General features: G+C 75.1%; 11 protein-coding genes. 6 read left to right on the forward strand and 5 right to left on the reverse strand.

Translation table 11 applies throughout. The features are described from left to right. The 3 genes from ACFWEK_RS08630 to ACFWEK_RS08640 all read right to left on the reverse strand — a co-directional run. A partial coding sequence (locus ACFWEK_RS08630) for a helix-turn-helix domain-containing protein (protein ID WP_430553780.1) occupies positions 1–436 on the reverse strand: 436 nt, incomplete at its 3' end. A 34-nt stretch (positions 437–470) separates the two neighbouring features. Next, complete coding sequence (locus ACFWEK_RS08635) at positions 471–1,325, reverse strand: hypothetical protein (protein WP_430553781.1); 855 nt, start codon at positions 1,323–1,325, stop codon at positions 471–473. Between the two features lie 10 nt (positions 1,326–1,335). Next, positions 1,336–2,877, reverse strand: coding sequence for an alkaline phosphatase D family protein (locus ACFWEK_RS08640; protein ID WP_430544831.1), 1,542 nt, complete (start codon positions 2,875–2,877; stop codon positions 1,336–1,338). Positions 2,878–3,087: 210 nt separating this feature from the next. Between ACFWEK_RS08640 and ACFWEK_RS08645 the strand changes: the two genes are divergently transcribed. Together ACFWEK_RS08645 and ACFWEK_RS08650 are read left to right on the forward strand one after the other, a co-directional pair. Continuing rightward, positions 3,088–4,419, forward strand: coding sequence for an MFS transporter (locus ACFWEK_RS08645; protein ID WP_430553787.1), 1,332 nt, complete (start codon positions 3,088–3,090; stop codon positions 4,417–4,419). Between the two features lie 457 nt (positions 4,420–4,876). Next, entirely contained in the window at positions 4,877–6,349 is a 1,473-nt protein-coding gene (locus ACFWEK_RS08650; RefSeq protein ID WP_430545086.1) for an MDR family MFS transporter, read from the forward strand. 84 nt (positions 6,350–6,433) lie between these two features. Here ACFWEK_RS08650 and ACFWEK_RS08655 read toward each other — a convergent pair whose 3' ends face one another. Both ACFWEK_RS08655 and ACFWEK_RS08660 read right to left on the reverse strand, forming a co-directional pair. Beyond that, the gene (locus ACFWEK_RS08655) at positions 6,434–7,777 is read right to left on the reverse strand and encodes an MFS transporter (RefSeq protein WP_430553782.1); all 1,344 of its coding nucleotides are present in this window, start codon (positions 7,775–7,777) and stop codon (positions 6,434–6,436) included. Positions 7,778–7,871: 94 nt separating this feature from the next. Continuing rightward, positions 7,872–9,368 carry a CCA tRNA nucleotidyltransferase gene (locus ACFWEK_RS08660; protein ID WP_430544833.1) on the reverse strand — a complete coding sequence of 499 codons (1,497 nt, stop codon included), beginning with the start codon at positions 9,366–9,368 and terminating at the stop codon, positions 7,872–7,874. An 82-nt stretch (positions 9,369–9,450) separates the two neighbouring features. Here ACFWEK_RS08660 and ACFWEK_RS08665 point away from each other — a divergent pair, with 82 nt between their 5' ends. The 4 genes from ACFWEK_RS08665 to ACFWEK_RS08680 form a co-directional block, all read left to right on the forward strand. Next, positions 9,451–10,101, forward strand: a complete 651-nt coding sequence (locus ACFWEK_RS08665; protein ID WP_430553783.1) for an NUDIX hydrolase — start codon at positions 9,451–9,453, stop codon at positions 10,099–10,101. 10 nt (positions 10,102–10,111) lie between these two features. Next, the gene (locus tag ACFWEK_RS08670) at positions 10,112–12,499 is read left to right on the forward strand and encodes a DUF6049 family protein (RefSeq protein ID WP_430553784.1); all 2,388 of its coding nucleotides are present in this window, start codon (positions 10,112–10,114) and stop codon (positions 12,497–12,499) included. Continuing rightward, positions 12,496–14,325: a murein biosynthesis integral membrane protein MurJ gene (gene murJ / locus ACFWEK_RS08675; protein WP_430553785.1), complete on the forward strand. Its 1,830-nt coding sequence runs from the start codon at positions 12,496–12,498 to the stop codon at positions 14,323–14,325. The genes ACFWEK_RS08670 and murJ overlap by 4 nt, the downstream gene beginning before the upstream one ends. Before the next feature lie 148 nt (positions 14,326–14,473). After that, positions 14,474–16,314, forward strand: a 1,841-nt coding sequence (locus ACFWEK_RS08680; protein WP_430553786.1) for a hypothetical protein, incomplete at its 3' end; no start/stop codon positions are given.

Below are 16,314 nucleotides of genomic sequence, written 5' to 3' on the forward strand. Positions count from 1 at the left end.
GGAAGCCGGCCGCTCCCTCGCCGGGCTCTGGCTGGCCGGCGGCAGCCCGCTGCTCGCGGAGACGTGCGCGGACTCCGGCCTCGACCTGCTGCTCGACCTGGACCTCCAGGTTGAACAGGTAGCCGACGGACTCCTCCTTGATGCCCTCCATCATGGCGGTGAACATGTCGAAGCCCTCACGCTGGTACTCGACCAGCGGGTCCTTCTGCGCCATGGCCCGCAGGCCGATGCCCTCCTCCACCCCGGAGACCTCGCGGGCCAGGCCACGCTCGACGAGCTCGGCGACGATCGACTCGACGGTGGGTCGCGACAGCCCGGTGTCCTTCGCGAGCGCCGTCAGCGTCGTCGCCTTGCTGCCGCGCAGCACCTCGATGCAGCTGAGCGTGTTGCGTCGGCGCACGTCCGTGACGTGCCGGTCTCCACCGCTGCGGACCATGTCTCCCCGTTCCCTCCCCGTGTCCTCGAGCCGGTCAGCGCCGGGCGAACAGGCCGACGGCGTCCCACGCCACCCAGCCGCCGTCGGCGAGGACGAGCTCGATCGTGTTCTCGCCCTCGCGCAGCCGGCCGGCCGGCACCGGGAGCTCGTGGTACGAGCGGACCAGCGCCGTCCCCGGCACGGTCGCGTCCCCCTCGCGCGAGCCGCGCGTCCCGCCCGGGGGCAGGGCGACGTCGGCCAGCGCGGCGCCGTTGACGGCCACGCGGAGCGTGCCGCCCAGGCGGGTCGTGTCGACGAGCCACAGCGCGAGGTCGTGGTCGGCCGCGGGGGCGGCGGGCAGCGGGAGGCGCCAGCGCGCGGTGTACGCCTTGCGGCCGGCCCAGGCGTCGCCGGGTCCCGGCAGCAGGTACGGCCAGGAGTCCGCGGGGCTGTCGACGCCCTGCTCGAGCTCGATCACGGCGCCCGGATAGGCCGCCGGGATCTGCGCGTACCCCGCCGGCGCGAACCGGTGCTCCAGCGTCCGCGCGTCGAAGTCGCCGATCGTCGCGACCGGCAGGCCGGTCCCGACGACGGACGCCACCGAGCTGGCCACGAGCACGCCGCTCGGGCGGGCGGACCGCCCGGCGTCGGACACCGCGACGACGCGGTAGGTCCAGGTCTCGCCGCGCGGGTCGACGTGGTGCGTGAGCTGCGGGTAGACCGTCTTGCCGACGAGGTTCGCCCCGTCCGGCTCGAAGGGGCCGTGGGCTCCCCGGACCGCGTGCACCCGGTAGTGGTCGATGAGCGGCTCGAAGCCGAGCGAGCGCCAGCTCAGCTCGGTGCGTGCGATCGCGGGCTCGGCGCGCAGGCCGGTGACCTGCCTGGGCGGCCGGGACGACGGGACGGGCACGATGCCTCCTTCAGGCCTCGACGAGGCGGGACGTGCCCGCGGGGGTGACGAATCGGGCGAGGACCTCGCGCGGGGCGGTGTCGTCGGCCTCCACCCAGGGCACGCAGACGAAGGTCGACGTCATCTCCTGCGGGGTCAGGGTGACCGTCAGGTAGCCGCGCCGGCCGTCGTAGAGCCGCACGTAGTCGTGCTGGAGCCAGTCCGGGGCGTAGGCGTCCGTCGGGGCGCCGTCGCCGTCGGAGGCCACGGACGTGCAGACCAGCTCCACGCCCACGTTCCCCGCCCCCGGGTCCGCGACGTCGGCGCGCAGCTCGCCGGCGACCGCGTGGTGGATGTCGCCCGAAAGGACGACCACGCCGCTGCTGCGGGCCATCGCGTCGAGCAGCCGCGCCCGCGCCGCGGGGTAGCCGTCCCACTGGTCCGTCCGGTCCTCCGTGACCGGCATGAGGACCACGCCGCTCGCCACCACGTTCCAGACCGCCGGGCTGTCGACCAGTCGCTCCTCCACCCACCGTTCCTGTGCGCGGCCGAGCATCGTGCGGGCGGGCTCGGCCTGCTCCTCGGCGGTCCCCGGGACGGGGTCGCGGTGCTGTCGGGTGTCGAGCAGGGAGAACCTCGCCAGGTGTCCCACGTCGAAGCCGGTGGTGATGTCCGAGCCGGGCCCGTCGGGCAGCGCCTCGAGGTCCACCGGCAGGTGCTCGTAGAACGCCCGGTAGGCCACGGCCACGCGGTGCGCGAAGATCTCGTCGGGCAGGCCGTAGGCGGAGCGACCGCCCACGTAGTTGTTCTGCACCTCGTGGTCGTCCCAGATCGCCACGGCGGGGACGCGCGCGTGCAGCGCCTGCAGGTGCGGGTCGCTCTTGGTGAGGGCGTACCGCAGCCGGTACTGCTCCAGGGTCTGCACCTCGGCGGCGTGCTCCGGCGCGACCGTCACCCCCTGACGCCACAGGTTCGCCGCCGTGATCCCGTACTCGTAGACGTAGTCGCCGCCGAAGACCACCAGGTCGAGCTCGCGCTCCGCCGCGAGGTGCCGGTGCGCGGTGAAGTGGCCGTGGTACCAGGCCTGGCACGAGACGACGCCCACCGTGAACGTGTCCGGGACGGCGGGAGCCGCCGGCAGCGTGCGGAAGCGCCCCACGGTGCTCGAGGTGGCGCCGGAGCGGAACCGGTAGAAGTACTCGGTCGCCGGCCGCAGGCCGGTCACCTTGGGGTGCACCGAGTGCGCCAGCTCCGGCTGCGCGAGCGCGTGCCCGCGCCGCACGACGTGCTCGAGCTCGGGGTCGGTGGCGACCTCCCAGTGCACGCCGTAGCTCCGCAGCGGCATGCCTCCGTGCCCGTCGGGGGCCAGGGGGTCGCGGGTGAGCCGCGTCCACAGCACCATCGAGTCCGGGCGCGGCGAGCCGCTCGCGACCCCCAGCCCGAACGAGCCGTCCGACGGCGACGCCGCCCCGGCCGTCTCCGGGGCGCTGATGCCGAGCGCCAGCGTGGCGGCACCGAGGCCGCCCGCGCGGAGCACCTCCCGACGGCTGAAGGTGGGGGTCGTGCGAGGCATACGCCCTCCTGTCCGGACGCGACGTGACCTGGAGCACATCGCCGTGGAGTTATGAAAGGTACCTTTATAAGTAGGCCTCGACAAGAGGTGCCACGGCGAACTTCTTCCGTCGCCCGGTTGCAGAACTCACGACCTGACCGCGCGGGCCACCGGGGGGACCGCCCCAGGGGTCGCGGGACGCCGACCGCCTAGGCTGTGGGCGTGGGAGCGATGAGCGAGACCTGGCACGAGCTGCGCGCGCTGCTGCGGCTGGAGGGCTTCCGCAAGCTCTTCACCGTCCGGCTGGTCTCGCAGGCCGGCGACGGCATGTTCCAGGTGGGCCTGGCGTCCCTGCTGTTCTTCTCGCCCGAGTCGCAGGGCACGGCGGCGGCCATCGCCGGCGCGTTCGCCGTCATGCTCGCGCCGTTCACGATCGTCGGCCCCTTCGCGGGCGTGCTGCTCGACCGGTGGCAGCGCCGCCAGGTGCTGGTGTGGGGCAACGCCGTGCGCCTGGTGCTCACGCTCGCGATGGCGGGCGTCATGCTCGCCGGCGGCGTCGGCTGGGCCATCTACGCGATCGGCCTCGCGGCCCTGTCCGTCAACCGCTTCCTCCTCGCCGGGCTGTCCGCCGGCCTGCCGCGCGTCGTCGACGGGCCGCTGCTGCTCACCGCCAACTCGCTGTCCCCCACGCTCGGCGCGGGCGCCGCGTTCGTGGGCGGCGGCATCGGCTTCGTCCTCGGCCTGGCGTTCGAGCCCGGCCGGGTCAAGGACTCGTCCGCGCTCGTGTGCGCCGCGCTCGTCTTCGGCGTCGCGTCGCTGCTCGCCACGCGCCTGCGGCGCACCCAGCTCGGCCCCGAGCAGCCGGCCGAGGCCGACCTGCGCGGGGAGATCGCCAAGGTCGCCCGCGGGCTGGCCGACGGTGCCCGCTACCTCGTCGCGCGGCGCACCCCGGGTCAGGCGCTGCTCGCGATGGCCGTGCACCGCTTCCTCTACGGCGTGGTGTTCATCTCGTCGATCCTCATCTCGCGCAACCTGCTCGACCCCGGCAGCCAGAGCGCCGGGATGGCGACCTTCGCCGTCGTCATCGGTCTCACGGGCGCCGGCGGCGCGATCGCCATGGTGCTGACGCCGACGCTCTCGCGTCGCACCGGCCCGCAGGGCTGGATCGCCGTCATGCTGCTGCTCGCGGCCGCGAGCCAGCTGCTCCTCGTCACGACGCCGGAGCGCGCCGTCGTCTACACCGGGGCCGCGCTCCTCGGCCTGGCCGCGCAGGGCACCAAGATCGCCGTGGACACGATCGTGCAGCGCGACGCCGAGGACGAGTTCCGCGGCCGCGCCTTCGCCTTCTACGACGTGCTCTACAACGCCGCGTTCGTCGGCGCCGCCGCCCTCGCCGCCTTCACCCTCCCGGACACCGGCTGGTCCCGCGGCGTCTTCGTCGGCCTCGCCGTCGCCTACGTGCTCGCCGCGCTGCTCATGGCGACGCGGGGTGCCCGCACGCCCGTCGACGTGCCGGCCCGCGTCCGCCGGGCCGGGGGCGCCGGGGACGCCGCCCGCGCCTGACGCCCGCGCGGATCGTGAACCGACGGTTCACGACCGTTCCCGGACCTGGCGTTGTTCCGGCCCCGGCCCGAGCCCCAGGCTTGGGTCCCGTCCCGCGCTCGTCCTGACCCGCTCTCGCGACGACCGACGAGTTCCGACCGAAAATCAGGTCGTCACGGGAAGCGGGAATATCGCAGGATGGTTCGTGGTCGTACACAGTACGGTCTCGCCCGTCCGGTGACCGCACGATGATCGCACCGGGGTGACCTCCCGGGGCCACGACCGACCACGACGACGTGCCGCGCCCACCGGCGTCGGCCCTCCCCTGCCCTCCGCCGGGTTCCCCGGCACGACGCGAGCGGAGCACAGAGTGCCAGCCCCCCGACCGACAGACACCACCGTCACATCCGACGCGCAGACCCCGGAGGCCACCCTGACGACTCCCGCCACCGCATCTCCCGGCACGGCCGACACGACGCTGCCCGCCCGCGGCGTCGTCATCGACGAGGCCGTTCCCCAGCGCCTCACGCGCCAGCAGTTCACCGTCATCGCGCTGCTGCTGGGCTCCGCGTTCGTCGTGATCCTCAACGAGACGACGATGAGCGTGGCCCTGGCCCCCCTCATGACCGACCTCGGCATCACGGCGAGCACCGGCCAGTGGCTGACCACCGCGTTCATGCTCACGATGTCGGTCATCATCCCGGCCACCGGGTTCCTGCTGCAGCGCCTCGGCACGCGCGGTGCCTACCTGCTCGCGATGTCGCTGTTCAGCGCGGGCACGCTCCTCGCGGCGCTCTCCCCCGGCTTCGGGTGGCTGCTGGGCGGACGCATCGTCCAGGCGTCGGGCACCGCCATCATGATGCCGCTGCTCATGACCACGATCATGACCGTCGTGCCGCCGGCGATCCGCGGCAAGGTGATGGGCAACATCTCCATCGTCATGGCCGCCGCGCCGGCGCTCGGCCCGGCCATCTCGGGCATCATCCTCGACGCGCTGAGCTGGCGCTGGGTCTTCGGCATCGTGCTCCCGATCGCCCTGCTCGCGCTGGTCATGGGCTTCTTGTACGTCCGGGACGTCGCCGACCGTACACACTCGCGCCTCGACCCGCTGTCGCTGTTCCTCGCGGCCGTGGCGTTCGGCGGGCTCGTGTACGGCCTGTCCAGCATCGGCGAGGCCGCACGGCACGCCCCGCCCGTCGCGCCGTGGATCCCGATCGTCGTCGGCGTCGCGGTGCTCGGCCTCTTCGCGTGGCGCCAGCTCCTCCTGGCCCGCGACGACCGCGCGCTGCTCGACCTGAGCGTGTTCCGGTTCCGCGGGTTCTCGGTCGGCCTCGCCATCATGGCGGTCGGCATGCTCGCGATGTTCGGCTCGCTGATCCTGCTGCCGCTGTTCCTCCAGGACGCGATGGGCCTCGAGCCGCTGGCCACCGGCCTCATCGTGCTCCCGGGCGGCCTGCTCATGGGCCTGCTCGGCCCGACGGTCGGCCGCCTGTACGACCGGGTGGGCCCGCGCCCGCTGGTCACGCCGGGCCTGGTCGTCGTGACGATCGCGCTGGCCCTGTTCACGCAGGTGCACGCGGACTCGTCGCCCTGGTACATCCTGGCGCTGCACGTGACGCTCAGCCTCGGCCTCGCGTTCATGTTCACGCCGCTGTTCACCTCGGCGCTGTCGTCGCTCACCCCGCCCCTGTACTCCCACGGGTCGGCCGCGATCGGCACGGTGCAGCAGCTCGCCGGCGCGGCCGGCACGGCGATGTTCGTCGCGGTGATGACCACGCGGTCCGTCGCCCTCATGGAGGACGGCGCGACGGCGCAGGTCGCGCTGGCCGAGGGTGTCGGCGACGCGTTCGTCTGGGGCGCGGCGATCATGCTCGTCGCGGTGGGGCTGTCGCTCCTGCTGCGGCGCGTGCCCGCCTCCCCCGAGGGCGAGGGCATGCCGGCGGCGCACTGACCGGTCGGCCCCGTCACGGGCCGGAGGCGCCGCCGCGGGCGGTCACCGTCGCACGACGGTGGCCGCCCGTCGTCGTCCCCGACGTCAGGGCGCGACGGCCGGAGAGGCGACGCCGTCGCGGGCCGCGACCTTGAAGGCGGGCGCCAGCGCGATCACGCCGAGCGCCAGCAGCGCGGGGACCGCGAAGGCGAGCCGCAGGCTCAGCACCTCGGCGACGCCGCCGATCAGGCCCGCCCCCACGACGAACCCCACGTAGTTGAAGAGGTTCACGCGCGCGACCGCGACGCCCGTCCCCTCGGGGTCGAGCCGGCCCGCCACCGAGAACGCCAGCGGCACCACGACGCTCAGGCCGAGCCCGGTGAGACCGAAGCCGACGACGGCGACCCACGGCCCGGGGGCGAGCGTCACGGCGGCGAGTCCCGCCGCCCCCACGATCCCGCCGACGGCGACGGGCGCCACCGGCCCGAACCGGTTGACCTGCCGGTCCGCCGCGAGCCGCCCCAGGAGCTGGCACCCCAGGTAGGCAGCCAGCCCCAGCGGCGCGACGTTCGCCGCCGCGCCCAGCGCGTCCTGGATGTACTTGGTGGACCAGTTCGACGTCGCCGAGTCCGCGACGTACACGATCGTCACCGCGAGGCCCACCAGGATCAGCGGGCCCCACGGCGGGCGGGCGGCGCGCGACGCGCCCACGTCGGCCCGCTCCCGGCCCACCGGCCCGGTCGGCTCGGGCACGCCGTTCACCGGGCGCGGCGGGCGTTCCGCCGTCACCAGGCCGAGCACGGCCTCATGCGCGTCCGGACGCGGTGCGCCGCCGGACGCCGCGGCCGTCGCCACGAGGTCGATGGCGACGCCCACGGCGGCGACGAGCCCCAGCCCGGCGGCGAGCGACCAGCCCAGCGAGTGCGCCAGGACGGCTGCCAGGGACCCGAGGATGCCGCCCACGCTCCACGCGCCGTGGAAGGAGTTGAGCAGGCTGCGGCCGTACCGCTGCTCCACCTCCACGCCCTGCATGTTCATGCTCGCGTCGACCAGGCCGAGCAGCAGCCCCACCGCCGCGACCACGGGGTAGAGGATCGTGACGGTCGGCGCCAGGCCGGCACCCAGGACGGCGAGCGCCACGAGCGGCCCGCACACGTGCAGCAGGCGGGCGCTGCCGACCCGCGGGGCGAGCGCACCGGCGAGCACGCTGCCGACGCCGGCCACGACCGGCACCAGGAGCAGGATCAGCGTCAGCGTGCCGTCCGAGATGCCCAGGTCGTGCTGCAGCGTCGGCACCTGCGCGAGCAGGCCGGCGAAGCACGTGCCCTGCACCAGGTAGAACGCCGTCACCACGAGCCGCGCCCGCCGGTCGCGCGCCCCCGCGTCGGCGCCCCCGCCGGTGGCCTCCCCGCCGGACGCACCACCCGACGTCGAACCGGAACCGCTCATGCCCAGCCTCCGCTCGTCGCGCTCCGGGGCTCGTCGTCGGGCCCGCGCGCAAGCGTGAGGATAGACCCGTGGCCGTCCCTCGAGGGAGGGTCGGTCAGGCCTCGCGGCCTGCCCACCAGGTGCGCAGCTCCTGCTCCGCGCGCTCCTCGCCGAGCGGACCGTGCTCCATCCGCAGCGCGAGGAGGTGCTTGTACGCCTGCCCGACGGCGGGCCCGGGCGCGATGCCGAGGATCGACATGATCTGCGAGCCGTCCAGGTCCGGCCGGATCGCGTCGATCTCCTCCTGTTCGCGCAGGGCGGCGATGCGGTGCTCGAGGTCGGTGTACGAGTCGGCGAGGCGCTGGGCCTTGCGCTTGTTCCTCGTGGTGGAGTCGGCACGCGTGAGCCGGTGCAGCCGCTCGAGCAGCGGGCCGGCGTCGGTGACGTAGCGGCGCACCGCCGAGTCCGTCCACTGCCCCTCGCCGTAGCCGTGGAAGCGCAGGTGCAGCTCCACCAGGCGGGCGACGTCCTTGACCACCTGCTTCTCGTACTTCAGGGCCCGCAGCCGCTTGGCCACCAGCTTGGCGCCGACCACCTCGTGGTGGTGGAAGCTCACGCCGCCGCCGGGCTCGAACCGGCGCGTGGCCGGCTTGCCGACGTCGTGCAGCAGGGACGCGAGCCGCAGCACGAGGTCGGGCGCGGGCACGGGACCGTCCGGCCCGGTCTCCTGCGCGATGGCCTGCTCCAGCACCGTGAGCGAGTGCTGGTAGACGTCCTTGTGGCGGTGGTGCTCGTCGATCTCCAGCCGCAGCGCGGGCAGCTCGGGCAGCACGTGGTCGGCCAGGCCGGTGTCGACCAGCACCTCGAGCCCGGCGCGGGGCCGGTCGCTCAGCAGCAGCTTGGAGATCTCCGCCTGCACCCGCTCGGCGGAGACGATGTCGATCCGGCCCGCCATGTCGACGATCGCCTGCCGGGTCGCGGGCTCGACGTCGAACCCGAGCTGGCCGGCGAACCGCGCCGCGCGCATCATGCGCAACGGGTCGTCGTCGAACGACCGCTCCGGCGCGATGGGGGTGCGCAGCACGCCGCGGGCCAGGTCGGACAGCCCGTCGAACGGGTCGACGAACGTGAGGTCCGGCAGCCGCACCGCCATCGCGTTCACCGTGAAGTCGCGCCGCGACAGGTCGCCGTCCAGCGTGTCCCCGAAGGCCACGACGGGCTTGCGCGAGGCGGGGTCGTACTCGTCGCTGCGGTAGGTGGTGACCTCGACGACGACGTCGCCCGACGCGGTCCCGTCGCCCGACCCGCCTCCGGTGCGCGCGAACCGCCGCGCCCCGATCGTGCCGAACTCCTTCCCGATGTCCCAGTGGGCGTCGCCCCAGCGGGCCAGCAGGGCCTGCGTCTCGTCGGGCGAGGCCGACGTCGCGAAGTCCAGGTCGTTGCTGGTGCGGCCGAGGAAGGCGTCGCGGACGGGCCCGCCGACCAGCGCGAGCTCGTGCCCGGCGGCGCGGAACACCTCGCCCAGCTCGACGGCCGCGGGGGCCATCTCGGTCAGCACGGCGAGGGCGCGGCGCAGCAGCGCGGCAGGGGCCTGGGGTTCAGGGGTCGACACGGCGTCCCATCCTCCCAGATCCCGCGCGTCGGCGCCCCGGCGGCTGGGCCGGCGGGGCGTCTCCACTCGGTAGGGTGGGCGCATGTCATCCCCGGCCCCGGTTCCCGGCCCGCGGCGCCGGCGCCCGGCCGCGCCGGTCCCCGTGCCACCGGGAGGACACCCTCTCAAGGTCGACCCCGCGCGCCTCGCGGGGCCGCGCGGCACCGCGACGCCCGCCGTCGTGGGCGTCGCCCCGTCGGGCACGACGACGCACCTGCCGGTCAACGAGGAGACGTCGGCGGGAGGGCTCGTCGTCCAGGTCGCCGCCGGCGGCCCCGAGGCCGCCGTCATCGTGCGGCGCAACCGCGGCGGGCGCCTCGAGTGGTGCCTGCCCAAGGGGCACCTCGAGGGCGAGGAGACGCCGGAGCAGGCGGCCGTCCGCGAGATCCACGAGGAGACGGGCATCCTCGGCTCGATCCGCACCCGCCTGGGCGTCATCGACTACTGGTTCAGCGGAGAGGACCACCGCGTCCACAAGGTGGTGCACCACTTCCTCCTGCGCGCGGAGGGCGGCACCATCACCGCGGAGGGCGACCCCGACGGCGAGGCGGAGGACGCCCTCTGGGTCCCGGTCGAGCAGCTGACGGAGCGGCTCTCCTACCCCAACGAGCAGCGGCTCGCCATCGTCGCGCAGCAGGTGCTGCGCCGCACGCCCGAGGTGCTCGGGCACCCCGGTCTCGGAGCCGTCGAGTGAGGCCCGCCGCGTGACCACCTCCCGACCCCCGGGTGCCGTCGCCGCACCCGCGCCCCCGCCCGCCCGGCGGGCCCGCCTCCACCACGCCCCCTTCCTGCCCGTGCTGGCCCTGCTCGCCGGGCTGCTCCTGACGGGCGCGCTCGTCGCGCTCCCCGGCGCGTCGGCGTCGGCCGTCACCTCGCCGTCCCTCCTGCCCGCCGCCCGCGACGGGAAGGCGACGGTCGAGCTCGTGAGCTCCGCGCCCTCGCTCGCCTCCCCCGGCTCCACCGTGACGCTCGACCTCCGGGTCACCAACGGCACCGATGCCGCGCTCGACGGCGCCCAGCTCGACCTCGGCGTCTCGTGGCGCCCGGTCACCTCGCGCGAGGACCTGGCGGCCTGGGCCGACGACGACGGCACCAGCACCGCAGGACGGTCCCAGACGGCCGAGCCTGTCGACCGCCTCGCTCCCGGGGACACCGCCCAGGTCACGATGGAGCTCGACGTCGACACCCTCGGCCTCAGCGCGGAGAACCCGTGGGGGCCTCGGGAGATGTCCGTCGCGCTCACCCGCGGCGGGTCCACGCTCGACGTCGTCCACACGTTCCTCCTGTTCGCACCGGAGGGCGACGCGCCCGACCCGGTCTCGGTGAGCGTCGCCGCCCCCGTCACGGGCCCCGCCGTCGACCCGCTGGACCCGGACGGCTACGACCTGGAGCTCGGCACGGCGACCGCGACCGGCGGACGGCTGACCCGCCTGCTCGACGCCGCGTCGGTCACCGGCACGTCGCCCGGCATGTCGCTCGCCGTCGACCCGGCCCTCGTGTCGGCTGCGGCCGGGGCGGACGACGACGACGCCCAGGCGTGGGCGACCCGGCTCACGGGTGCGCCCGTCACGGGTGACGTCGACGCCACCGACGCCACCGACGCCGGCACGTCGGCGAGCCTGACGAGCACCGCCGGCACCGCCCGCACGGCGGCGTCCGGTGAACCCGCCGACGTCGCCGTCCTGCCCGGCTACGACCCCGACCTCGCGGCGGTCGCGCACGCCGACCCGTCCCGGGCGGACGTCGCGGCCGCGACCGGCGGGGAGGCCGCGCTCGGGGCGGCCTGGCAGCGGCCCGAGCGCTGGGACCTCACCGTCGCCTGGCCGGAGGGTCGGCCCGATGCCGCCACCCTCGCCGCCGGACGCGAGGCACCCGTCGACCAGGTGGTGGTGGCCGACGGCCTCGCCCCCGCCGACGGGGCCGCCGCATCCGCCCGCACCGCCGTCGAGACGCCGTCGGGCAAGGTGTCCGCGCTGGTCGCCGACGAGGGACTGTCGTCGGCGTTCGCCACCCTCACCGACGGTGACGACGCCCCGTCGGCCGCCGAGGCGTCCGCCCGCGTGCTCGCCGACGCCGCGCTCGTCGCGCTCCAGCAGCAGGACTCCGGGCAGCAGGACCTGCACCTGCTCGCCGCCCTCCCGCGGAACTGGTCGCCCGACCCGGCCCTGGTGGGCGCGGTGCTCGGCGCCCTCCACGACGCGTCGTGGGCCGACGTCGTGCCGCTGTCCGAGACCGTCGCCGCCCCCGCCTCCCGCGTGCCGCGCGCCGACCCTGCTCGGGGCGAGCGGGCCGGTCGGTCCAAGGGCGAGCTGGCGTCCTCCTCCGTCCGCCGCCTCCTCGACTCCCACCGCGGCCTCGCCGCGTTCTCCACGGTGGCCAGCGACCCCGTCGAGCTGAGCGGCGACACCGACCAGGCGCTCGTCGCCCCCCTCGCCGTCGCCGCCCGCGCCGAGCCCGACGCCCGCGACAACGCCGTCGACCTCGCCGTGGAGCAGTCCGAGGCCCTGCAGCAGGGCATCGGCGTCGCCGACCGGTCCAACGTCACGCTCGTCAGCGACACCGGCAAGCTGCCCGTCACCGTCTCCAACGACCTGCCCGTGGACGCCACGGTCACCGTGGTGCTCCGGCCCGACGCGTCCCGGCTGGTCGTCGAGTCGCGGCCGACCGTCGTCGTGCCCGCCGGCACGTCGTCCAACGTGCACGTCCCCGTGCGCGCCATCGGCTCCGGCGACGTCACCGTGCAGGTCGAGGTGCTCGCACCGAGCGGCACGGTCGTCGCGGGGCCCACGAGCTTCTCCCTCCGCGTCCGTGCCGGCTGGGAGACCGCGGGCACCGCCGTCGTCGCCGCCCTGGTCGCCCTCCTCTTCATCGGGGGAATCTGGCGTACGGTGCGTCGGGGGCGGTCCTCGGCGCGGACCACCGACGAGGGCGTCGCGGACGCCGCCGCCGACCCCCAGGGCCCCGACGCCGCCGCGCCCGACGACAGCCCGCCACGCGACCCGCACGACGACGACCCGCCCGACCCAGACGGCGGCGGGATCCCCGCCGCCCGCACGCCGCCCGCCCAGGCCACGGAGACCGACCCCTCATGACTTCGACGTCCGCCTTCCCCGACGACGGCCGGCCCGACCTGCCCGGCGAGGGCGACGCGACCGACCCGGCGAACCCGACCGGCGCGCCCGGCGCGAGCTGGCACCCGGTCGGCGACCCCGGTGGTGCCCGCGCCGGTCAGGACGACGGCACCGGGAGCACCGGGAGCACCGACGAAGGCGGCGCCGGTGGCGTGCGGCGTACCAGCCTGGGCCGCGGATCCGTCGTGATGACGCTGGGCACCGTCGCGTCCCGTGCCTCCGGGCTGATCCGCGCGATGCTGCTGGTCGCGTGCGTCGGCGCCGTCGGTACGGTCGCCAACGCGTTCGACATCGCGAACAAGCTCCCGAACATGCTGTTCGCGCTCATCTCGGCCGGTGTGCTCCAGGCCGTGCTCATCCCGCAGATCCTGCGGGCGATGAACGCCCGCAACGCCCGCGAGCGGCTCGACAAGCTCCTCACCCTCTCCGGCCTCGGGCTGCTGCTGCTCACGGCGGTGCTGGTCGTCGCTGCCCCGCTCATCATCTGGCTCTCGACGCTCAGCGGCGCCTGGGACGCCGACGCGCGCCACCTCGCCGTCGTCTTCGCGTACTGGTGCATCCCCCAGGTCTTCTTCTACGGCCTGTACATGCTGCTGGGCCAGGTGCTCAACGCGCAGGGACGCTTCGGCGCCTACGGCGTCGCCCCGGTCGCGAACAACATCGTCTCCCTGATCGGCTTCGGGGCTTTCATCGCCGTATGGGGCACCGCCCCGTCTCGCGGCATCTCCGACCTGTCGACCTGGTCGACGGCGCAGACGGCGGTCCTCGCCGGCACGGCGACCCTGGGTATCGCGGCCCAGGCCCTGGTGCTCGTGTTCGCGCTGCGACGCACCGGCTTCCGGTGGCGGTTCCGGCTCGGCCTGCGGGGCATCGGGCTGCGCGCTGCCGGGACGGTCGTCGGCTGGACCATCGGCGCCGTCGCGCTGGAGCAGGTGGGCGTCCTGTTCCTCACCAACGTCCTCGGCGCCGCCGGGCAGACCGGCACGGACCTCGACGAGGCGTTCGCCGGCAACGCCGCGTACACCAACGCGATGACGATCTACCTGCTGCCCCACTCCCTGGTGGTCGTCTCCATCGTCACGGTGCTGTTCCCCCGCATGACGGCGGCTGTCCAGGCCGGCGATCTCCCCGGAGTGCGCCGCGACATGTCGCTCGGCATGCGGTCCGCGGGCGTCTTCTCGGTGTTCTCCGCCGCCGCGCTCATCGTCCTCGCCGTCCCGCTCACGGCGTCCCTGCTGCCGTCGCTCGACGCGGAAGGGGTCGGCGCCGTCGCGCCGATCATCCAGGCGATGTCGATCGGCATCGTCGCCCTCGGCGCGACGGTGCTGGTCCGCCGCATGTACTTCGCGTTCGAGGACGGCCGCTCGATCTTCGGCATCCAGGTCATCGCGACCGTGTCGATGGTCGTCGTCCTGTGGGGCGCGACCCGCCTGCTGCCACCTCAGTGGTGGGCCGTCGCCGCCGGCGGCGCGTACGCGCTGTCGACGTGGATCTCGCTGTTGCTGCGCGTGCGCGGCATGCGCCGCAAGCTCCGGGGCATGGACGGCCGGCGCGTCCTCCAGCTGTACGTCCGCGCCCTGGTCGGCGCCCTGATCGCCGCCCTCCTGGGGTGGTTGACCGTCCGCCTCCTCGACGGGTACGACGTCACGTCCTGGGGCCACTCCGTGCTGGTCACGGCCGCCGCGGGCGTCGTGATGGTGGTCGGCTACGTGCTCGCGCTGAAGGTCCTGCACGTGCGCGAGCTCGACGACGCGCTGGCCCCCGTCCTGCGGCGGCTCAAGCGATGACGACGGTCGCGTGCCCGGCTCGCGCGGGTTCCGTGAGGGCCCTGCGGGCACGCCCGCCAGGCGCGACCTCACGGGCACCGGCCCGCCCGTACCATGGTCCGATGGACCGGAGGACCCTCTCCCCCCGCACCCCCACCGAGGAGCACAGGTGAGCACCGCCCATCCCGGGACCGTCATGGTCGATCGCTATCGGCTCGTGCAGCTCGCGGCCACCGACCTCGCCGCAGCCGAGGCGTGGGAAGCGCACGACCAGATCCTGGACCGTCCCGTCCGGGTGACGTTCGTCGACGGCCCGTACGCGTCCGCAGCGCTCGACGCCGCGCGCCGGGCCGCGCTCGTCGCCGACCCGCGGCTCTCCCGCGTGCTCGACGTCGGCAGCACCGACCTCGGCACGGGCCAGCGCAGCTACATCATCTCCGAGCCGTACCGGGGGTCGTCCCTCACGGAGGTCGTCTCCGGCGGACTGGTCGACGCCCAGCAGGCGCGCGCCGTCGTCGGCGAGGCCGCCGCGGCGCTCGAGGCCGCCGGGCAGCGCGGCGTGCACCACCTCGCGCTCCGTCCCGAGGCCGTGCGGATCGACGGCCACCGCGTCGTCGTCACCGGGCTCGGCATCGACGCCGCGCTCGCCGGCGTCGACGGCGGGCGGGATCACATCACGGGCGCCGGCGCGGCCGCCGCGGACGCACGCGACCTCGTCGCCCTCGCCTACTACGCGCTCACCGCCCGGTGGCCGGGCGACTCGCTCGACGAGCCCTGGATCGCCCCCGACGCCGTGCGTCCGCTGCCCGCGCAGCGCGACGAGCGCGGCGTCGTCCCGGTGTCGACGCTGGTGCCGCACGTCGACGCCGAGCTCGACTCCCTGGTGCGCCGGACCTTCGGCTCCGACTCCCCCGACGCACCCACCACGCCCGGCGACGTCGTCGCCGCGCTCGCGCCGTGGGGCGAGGTCTCCGTCGTCGCGGCACTCCCGCAGTTCGTGCAGCCGTCGACCGAGCCCCCGGTGCGCTCCTCCGTCATGGGCGCGGTCGGGACGGGTGCCGCCCTGCCGGGGACGCCGCCGCCCGCCCCGCCCGTCCGCCGGCCGGCCAGCGGACGTATCGCCCGCTCCGCCGCCGTCGGCGGTGCCGCCGGTGCGGCGGCCGGCGTCGCGGCACCGCAGTCCACGCAGGCGATCCCGCCGGTCGCGGCGCCCACCGCGGCTCAGGCTCCCGTACCGCCCGCACAGGCCACGGCTGCGATGGCCCCCGTCCAGCAGCAGCCCGCCCCCGCCCAGCAGCCCGCAGCGGCTTACGGCGCCGCGCCCGCGGCCGCCTACGGCAGCCAGGCCTACCCCACCGCACAGGGCGCCCCGGTCCAGCAGCAGACCGCGCACGCCCCCGTGCCTCCGCCGCCAGGGGGCGGTGAGCCCCGCACGGACACCGGCGGGTTCGCGTCCTCGCCGGCGCCCAAGCGTCGGGGCGTGAACCCGACGCCGATCGTGCTCGGGCTCGTCGTCGTGCTCGTGCTCGCCGGCGCCCTGTGGGCCGTCTCCAAGGTGATGTCGCCGTCGGCGCCGTCCGTGGCGGAGAGCCCGGTCGCCAGCGAGGACGCGGGTGGCGGCGCGGCCGCCGAGGAGCCCACGGACGACGAGTCCAGCGAACCGTCGGAGACCCCCGAGGTCCGCCCCGTCATCTCGTCGGGCGACCAGCTCGACCCCGAGGGCGACGGCCAGCACCCCGAGGCCGTCGACCTCGCCTACGACGGCGACCCGTCGACGTTCTGGTACACCCAGTGGTTCAACGGTCCGGACTTCGCCGGGCTGCGCAGCGGCCTCGGCTACGTCATCGAGCTCGAGGAGCCGGCGCCGGTCACGTCGATCACGCTGAACACCAACTCCGAGGGCGGCCACGTCGAGGTCCGCGCGACGTCGCGGGACAAGCCGACCGACGGCCCGGTGCTCGCCGAGGGGTCGTTCAGCTCGGAGACGACGCTCGACCTCAAGGAGGAGAC

The sequence above is a fragment of the Isoptericola sp. NPDC060257 genome, from assembly GCF_042726645.1.
GTDB classification, from domain to species: domain Bacteria; phylum Actinomycetota; class Actinomycetes; order Actinomycetales; family Cellulomonadaceae; genus Isoptericola; species Isoptericola nanjingensis.